This is a genomic window from Burkholderia sp. Nafp2/4-1b (genome assembly GCF_003635165.1).
GTDB lineage: Bacteria > Pseudomonadota > Gammaproteobacteria > Burkholderiales > Burkholderiaceae > Burkholderia.
On the sequence record NZ_ML058665.1, the window covers coordinates 1 to 6,237 of the forward strand.

8 protein-coding genes and 1 pseudogene are annotated in these 6,237 nt (G+C 67.4%); all 9 read right to left on the reverse strand.

Annotation, left to right across the window (positions count from 1 at the left end):
* Positions 1 to 510 (reverse strand): tail assembly chaperone (locus tag C7H84_RS35350; protein WP_121863114.1); only part of this gene is annotated, 510 nt, incomplete at its 3' end.
* Positions 511 to 524: 14 nt separating this feature from the next.
* Positions 525 to 2,666, reverse strand: coding sequence for a phage tail protein (locus C7H84_RS37475; protein WP_240462198.1), 2,142 nt, complete (start codon positions 2,664 to 2,666; stop codon positions 525 to 527).
* Positions 2,667 to 2,672: 6 nt separating this feature from the next.
* Positions 2,673 to 3,230 (reverse strand): phage tail protein I, encoded by a 558-nt coding sequence (locus C7H84_RS35360; protein ID WP_162999506.1) that lies wholly within the window; start codon positions 3,228 to 3,230, stop codon positions 2,673 to 2,675.
* Positions 3,208 to 4,125 carry a baseplate J/gp47 family protein gene (locus C7H84_RS35365; RefSeq protein ID WP_121863116.1) on the reverse strand — a complete coding sequence of 306 codons (918 nt, stop codon included), beginning with the start codon at positions 4,123 to 4,125 and terminating at the stop codon, positions 3,208 to 3,210. The genes C7H84_RS35360 and C7H84_RS35365 overlap by 23 nt, the downstream gene beginning before the upstream one ends.
* Complete coding sequence (locus C7H84_RS35370) at positions 4,122 to 4,457, reverse strand: GPW/gp25 family protein (protein WP_121863117.1); 336 nt, start codon at positions 4,455 to 4,457, stop codon at positions 4,122 to 4,124. Before C7H84_RS35370 ends, C7H84_RS35365 begins: the two co-directional genes overlap by 4 nt.
* Entirely contained in the window at positions 4,454 to 4,651 is a 198-nt protein-coding gene (locus C7H84_RS35375; RefSeq protein ID WP_121863118.1) for a hypothetical protein, read from the reverse strand. The genes C7H84_RS35370 and C7H84_RS35375 overlap by 4 nt, the downstream gene beginning before the upstream one ends.
* Before the next feature lie 52 nt (positions 4,652 to 4,703).
* A complete protein-coding gene (locus C7H84_RS35380; protein ID WP_121863119.1) occupies positions 4,704 to 5,384 on the reverse strand; it encodes a phage baseplate assembly protein V in 681 nt (226 codons plus the stop codon).
* Entirely contained in the window at positions 5,381 to 5,926 is a 546-nt protein-coding gene (locus C7H84_RS35385) for a hypothetical protein (protein ID WP_240462199.1), read from the reverse strand. The genes C7H84_RS35380 and C7H84_RS35385 overlap by 4 nt, the downstream gene beginning before the upstream one ends.
* A pseudogene (locus tag C7H84_RS35390) lies at positions 5,916 to 6,237 on the reverse strand (phage tail protein); the annotation flags it as partial. The gene C7H84_RS35385 and the pseudogene C7H84_RS35390, both read right to left, overlap by 11 nt.

The following is a 6,237-nucleotide window of genomic DNA, read 5'->3' on the forward strand; positions in this document are numbered from 1 at the left end:
CGTGGCCACCAGCGCCATCTGATACGCGGACCACGCCTTGAACGCATACACGCCCGCGTCATCGAGTAGCCCCGCCGCATACGCATCGGCCTTGCCGGCATTGGTGCGACGCGCACGCGCCATCCGCTGTTCGAACTCGACCATCGCCGCGTCCCGCCGCTCGCGCGCGAGCACGGCGGGCGGGATGCGCCAGGCGCCATCGAGCCACGCGTGACGCGGTGAGGGCGGAGCTTCGACGGTGAGTCCCAGTTCTTCGGGCGTGAGCCCGACGGTGGCGATCTCGACCGCCTCGCCGGTGTCGGTGCGGTAGCACAGCAGCCCGCGGTAATCGGGTAGCAGACACCACACGCCGTCCCGATAGAACGGCCAGGTGGTCGGGGTACGTGCCGGCGGCGCATCCAGCGTCGCGCCCGCCGGAATCAGCCAGCGTTCGGCGTTGCGCGGATCGACGTCGGGCTGGCTGCTGCTCAGGTAAGCGCCGGTGGTGCGATCGTAGTGGTGGATCAGCATGGAAGTTCCTTCATTCAATATGCGCGGATCATCGCGAGCAGCGCGATGTTGCGCGGCCGCGCTTCGTTGCCGCCGTCGCCATTGACCGTGATCGTGTGCACGTGGCCGCCAGCGCCACCGATGCCGACGTTGTGGCCGTGGTTGCCGGCTTCGCCAATGCCGATATTGGTAGCCGCGCCCTCGGTGCCATGGACGTCCTGCCTGTCCCAGTTGTACGGACCCCAGCCTTCGCCGTAAGACGTCGCGACCACGCCGACGCGCCCCATTCGAACGGGGTGGCCGTGACCGGGATCGTGCACGGGGTGTCCGTGCTGCCCCTGCGCATCGGTCCAGGCCGTGTGCACGTGCTCGCCGGATTCGCTCGAGTACGCGTCATGCTTGTGATAGCGGTGCTGGTCACGCTGGAACGAGCCAATCATGCGCTGCGGGTCGGTGTCCGACCGGTCGTCGCTCCAGCACCGGATGAATTCGCCGCGCAGTTCCGGCAGCCGGAAGGTGGTCGCGCCATCGGCGCTCGAGAAACAGCCTGAACGCCCGTCGTGCCACACGTCTTCGGCCACGAGTGCGCCGCTTGCCTGCGCGTACGCCCACAAGGCCGGATAATCCGCGCGCTTGAGCACCGCGCCGTTCGCCTTCAGAAAGCCGGCCCGCACGGTCGTGCGCGGCTCGAACACGATCTGGCCGATGGCGGTGGTGCCCAGCGCAGCCAACACCCACTCGGTGGTCGCCACACGTGTGGAGCGGTCGCCCGCGGCCGGTGTCGGCACCGTGACCGGCCGCTCGAACGTCGTCTGCGTGGGCGCAAACCGCACCACCGCGGCGCCGTTGCACGACACGCCGAACTGGCCGTCAGCGGTGTGATACAGGCCCGTGTCCAGTGCCCCATCACGCTCGAACGTCAGCGACGGCGCACTCACCGAGCCGGGCGCAAGCTTGAGGCGCTTGCCCGGCGCGAACGCGAGGTCGCCCGCGAGCGTGCCGCCCTTCTTTTGGTCCAGCGGCGTGACGTTGCCCGCATGCCAGGCAATCTTGCCGTCGATCCGGAACGTGCGGTCCGCAAACAGGTACTGGAACGACCCGTAGGTGGGCGAGTAGAACCCGACGCTTTTATCGTCTCCAAAGAAGTGGCCATTGTTCGGCCCAAGCAGTAGACGCCCAGACCCTTCGTCCGCATAGCGATCGATCGCGATGCCGCCATTCACCTGCAGCGCAGCCTTGAGCGCGCCGAGCAGCGGTGCGCCGATTGCCAGGCGCTTGCCCGGCTCAAAACGCACATCGCCCCGCAGCACGCCACCGGCGAGCGGCAGGTAATCGGCCGGATCGAAGTTGCCCGCATCCCACGCGAGGTGACCGTCAAAGCTGGGGCGCTTGACCAGATGGACCGTGCCGTGTTCGCGGGAGATCACCATCACCCCGCCTGCCCACTCGCCGTCGTCGGTGAAGCTGATCAGCTTCAAGTCCGAGCCGCTGCCGCCGCCGCGTTCGGGTGCGTTATCGATACCGAAGAACCAGCGCATGCGGCCGGCGGTCTTGCAGGCGACACCCCGAAAGCGCTCTGCCGGCCCGTCCAGGTTCAGGTTGGCGCCATCGAGGTGCACGTCGCCGGTAAAGCGCGCGCCGGTGAGCGCCGCATAGCGCTGCGCGGCCGTCCTGGGCGTCACGGCCCGCGTGTCGTCCTCACCCGCGTCGACTTCCGCTTGCGTCGCGAGTTCGACCACGCCCAAGCGCTCGGTCGTGGCCGGCGGGTTCACGAACGTGGTGTCGCCAAACACGAGCTGGGCCGCATCGATCGTCGCGAACTGGATGTCGACCGACAGCAGCAGAATGGCTGCGGGCGACTTCTCCATGATCGGCGTGGCCTGCCCATAGACGGCCGCCAGCACACCGTTCTCAAGGTATAAACCGAAGCCGTACAGCGTGAACTGCTCGGCGCTGTCGTCCGTCAGCGTCACGTGGATCGTGTCGGGCGCGACGTTCACCCCGCCGAAGGTCGTGATGCGCTTGTGCTCGTGCGGCAGTGCCGTCAGATCGCGGGCAGGCGCGAACGGCGCGGTCGCCAGCCCGATGGCAGCGACCCGATGCGCGTTCGTGCCGTCGTGGCCGGGCGCGACCAGCGCGGCGCGCCCCGCGTCGGTGATCGTGATGAGTAATCCCATAAACTGCTACCGATCAGAAAGGTTCAGACGGCCATAGACCGCCACACGTGCAGCCGCGCCGATTCGCTGCTGCGTCTGCGCAGCCAGGCCCTGCGTAAAGGTGTAATGCGCGCGCACCGGCTTCGTGCGGTCGATTTCGGTGAGGATGTCGGCGATGTACTCGGCGGTAGGTGGCTCGCCCTCGTGGCCGCTGACCGTCATCACCAGATCAAACGTGCCGGGCCGACCGCGCGGTGTCTGCTCGAACCACTCGCGCAGCACGATGTTCCCGCCGAAGGTGGCGACCACTTCGCGCACGGCGGCGGCTGTGCCCTTGCGCCGCGCAATCGCGATCGCCCGCTTGACCCGCGTGCGCTTCACGTGCTCGGGCCAGCTGTCCTTCCACGTGTCCACGCCCACGTACCACGCGAGCCACGGCAGCAGATCGAGCCGGATCGCATCCGGATCCATCAGCGTGGCCAGCGGTGTCGGCAGCGTATCGAGCCGCTCGCCGACGGCGGCCAGTGCCCGCTCGAGCGGCGTCGAATTGGCGGGGAGCAAATTAGTCATGTGGGCCTGTGTCATGTGCGCCTTTGTCATGTGTATAGACGCCACCGTCGATCAGCTCGATGCTGGTGCAGTACGGGGCTTGTTGGCGACTCGCCGCAATCCCGGTCGTAGGACTCTCGAGAATCACCTTCTGTACGCCCGCCGCACGCGCGGCTGCGTACAGGCCGTCCAGCGTCACTTCCATGCCCAGCCGGTGCATCGCATTCGTGTATTGCCGCATCGCCTTGTTCGCCGCGGCGAGCGCCACCGCCCGGTCCGGGCCCGCAAAAAACACCAGGCGAGCGCGCACCGCATAGCGCAGGATCTCGGCGCCCTGCACCGTCACCTGGTCGGTGAGTGGGCGCACGTCGTCGGCGCGCAGTGCGGCACTCACCGCCTCGATCAGCGACTCATCGGCGGTGCCGTCGCCATCGCGCGCGAGGACAGTCACGAGCACCTCGCACGGCGCCGGACTGATCGCCGACGCGTCGCGCACCTGCGCGTGCGCATTGCGCGCATGCGAGATGTACGCGCCTTCGGGGCCCGCCACCGAAAATCCCTGTGGCGCGAGCTGCGTGCGGGCGCGCAGATCGGGGTCGCTCTCGCGCACCGCTTCGCTCGCTTGATCGGGATCCGCTTCGACGATCGTGTGACGCTCGACGTTCAGCAGCGCGGCCAGGTGCTCGAGGTCCGCGCCGGTCGCATAGGCGAGCATCACCGAGCGGCCCGCGTCGTTGATGCGCGCCCGCAAGCGCAGTTCGCGATACGCAAAGAGTTCCAGCAGCTTGACGACCGGATCGGATTCGAGTGCCGCGCGCCAGTGCGGATAAATGCTCTTGAAGTGCGCGACCACTTGCTGATACACGGATTCGAAGTCGAGTGCCTCGACCACGTCCGGGGCGTCGATCGCCGCCAGGTCAATCGTCGTCATGTGCTGACCTCGATCATGATGTCGTCGCCCTCATAGGTGCCGTCAATACGGAACGTGATCGCCCCGTCGACGACAGCGAGCACGGCCACGCGCGAGAGCGTCAGGCGTGGTTCCCACCGGCCGATCGCGCGAGCCGCCTCGGCCTGCACGCTGGAGATCCAGCCGCGTGTGACGGGCAGGTCGACCATTGCCGGGATATCCGAGCCGTACTCGGGCCGCTCGCGGCGCGTGCCCTTGCGCGTGCCGAGGATGTCGGCCAGGCTCTGCTTCAGGTGCGCGACGCCGCCGATCGGGCGACCGGTATGCCGGCACATGCCAATTAGCGCCGTCATCGTTCCGCCTCGGTGTGGCGGCGGAATTCCAGTTGACCGTCGAGCCAGCCGATGTGGGCCGGATCCGACACGGTCAAGCGGCTCGCCACCACCGCGGCCCACGTGCCGTCCGGAAACACGATCACGCGGCTGCGGAACGCGGTGTCGATGAAGGTCACCGGGGTGGCTGTATCGGGTGGGATCGTCTTGGTCATTCGCAGTCCTTTCAAACAAACGGCCGGCAATCGCAGAACGCTGTCAAACCCATCAGACCGGCGCACTCACCAGCGCACCGTCGCCCTCTTCCCGATGCCGGTGGCCGCTCACCGACTTGCCCGCAGCCACCACGTCTTCGCTGAACTCGGCGCCGCCCGTAATCTTCATCGTGACGCCACCGCCCTCGCCCGGCTTGCCCTGCATCCCGCCGTTAAAGCTCAGCAGCTGTTCGGTCGTCGTGTTGCCCGTAAAGGTGGAATCGGGCACGTCGGCGAGCAGCGACGTGGCCTTCAACGTCGCGCCGTCCGCGCGCAGCTCGAGCTCGGTGTCGCCAATGCGGAACACGATCCGGCCACCGGCCGGTACCGACAGCACGTATTCGTGGCTCGCGTGGTTGTACTGCTCGAACGCGCCGTCCGGGTAATCGGTTGCGGTCTCGTCCGGGCTCGTGCGGCCGGCGCCGCCGTGCTGATCGGTGTAGTAACCTGGCGCGACGAACGCACCGGCGAGGTCGCCCGACGGCGCCCACACGGCCACCTCCTCATCGAGTGACGGCGGGCGCCAGATCCTGACCTTGCCGGCCGCTGACGCCTGCCATTTGAGCCAGTCGCTGACCCACTCGCCGATGCGTACCTTCACGCGTGGTGGCTCGAAGGTGATCGCCTCGACCGTGGCCGATTGCGTCAGGCACGCCATGCGGCGATCGAGCTCACCCAGTTCGAAGTCGCTCACACATCACCCTCTATTTCGTCCGCATGGCTCCGGTAGCAGTCCTTATGCTGCGGCCCGGTGTCGGGATCCACGCCCCATACAATCGGCCGCCCCGGCGCAGGCGGCTCGAACCCGTCGCCCAGATCAAACTCGTGCACCCATTCGACCAGCCACACCAGATACGTATCGAGTTCCGGCCGGAACGGATCGTCGACGGCTGAGCCCACCTGCCGCCCTGGCGTGATCGGCAACTCCCACGTCGTGCCGTGCACCGCGGCCAGCACCCGGGCCGCCAATTCGCGCACCTGCAGCTCGGCGCCGTCGACCAGCGGATCCACCACGATGCGCGCCTGCATCCGCGCGATCAGCGGCACACGGCCGGTGCCGTCGTCCTGGCCCGGTTCAAGCTCCGCGAGTTCCAGCGCAATGAACGGCGTGTCGATCGACTTGCCGATTTTGGGATACGCGTGGATGCGCGCGAGATCCGGCAGCCGTTCGCGCAGTCCCGCTTCGATCGCGTCGTGCAGTTGTTTCAAGCTCAGACCATTCACGCTATCGAGCACGATTCATCGCCTTCTGTAGTTCGTAATTCACTTCCTGCCGCAGCACGGTCAGCAGCCGCGCCTCGCACGCCTGCGCCGCACGCCGAAACGCCGCATCACCCGTCTGTGTCCAGTCCACCTGGACGACCTCATACGGCAGCCTCGATGTGCCGACCCGCCGGAAGATCGCGCCGTTTGGCTGCGCCTTCGTCTTGCGCCACGCCCCGTCGAACAGCGTTTTGCCGGCCCGCATCCCTTTCTTCGTTTGTCTGACCGCACCGAGCCGGTGCGCGTCGATCGGGTTCAGCCCGAGCCACACCTTGCCCGCATCC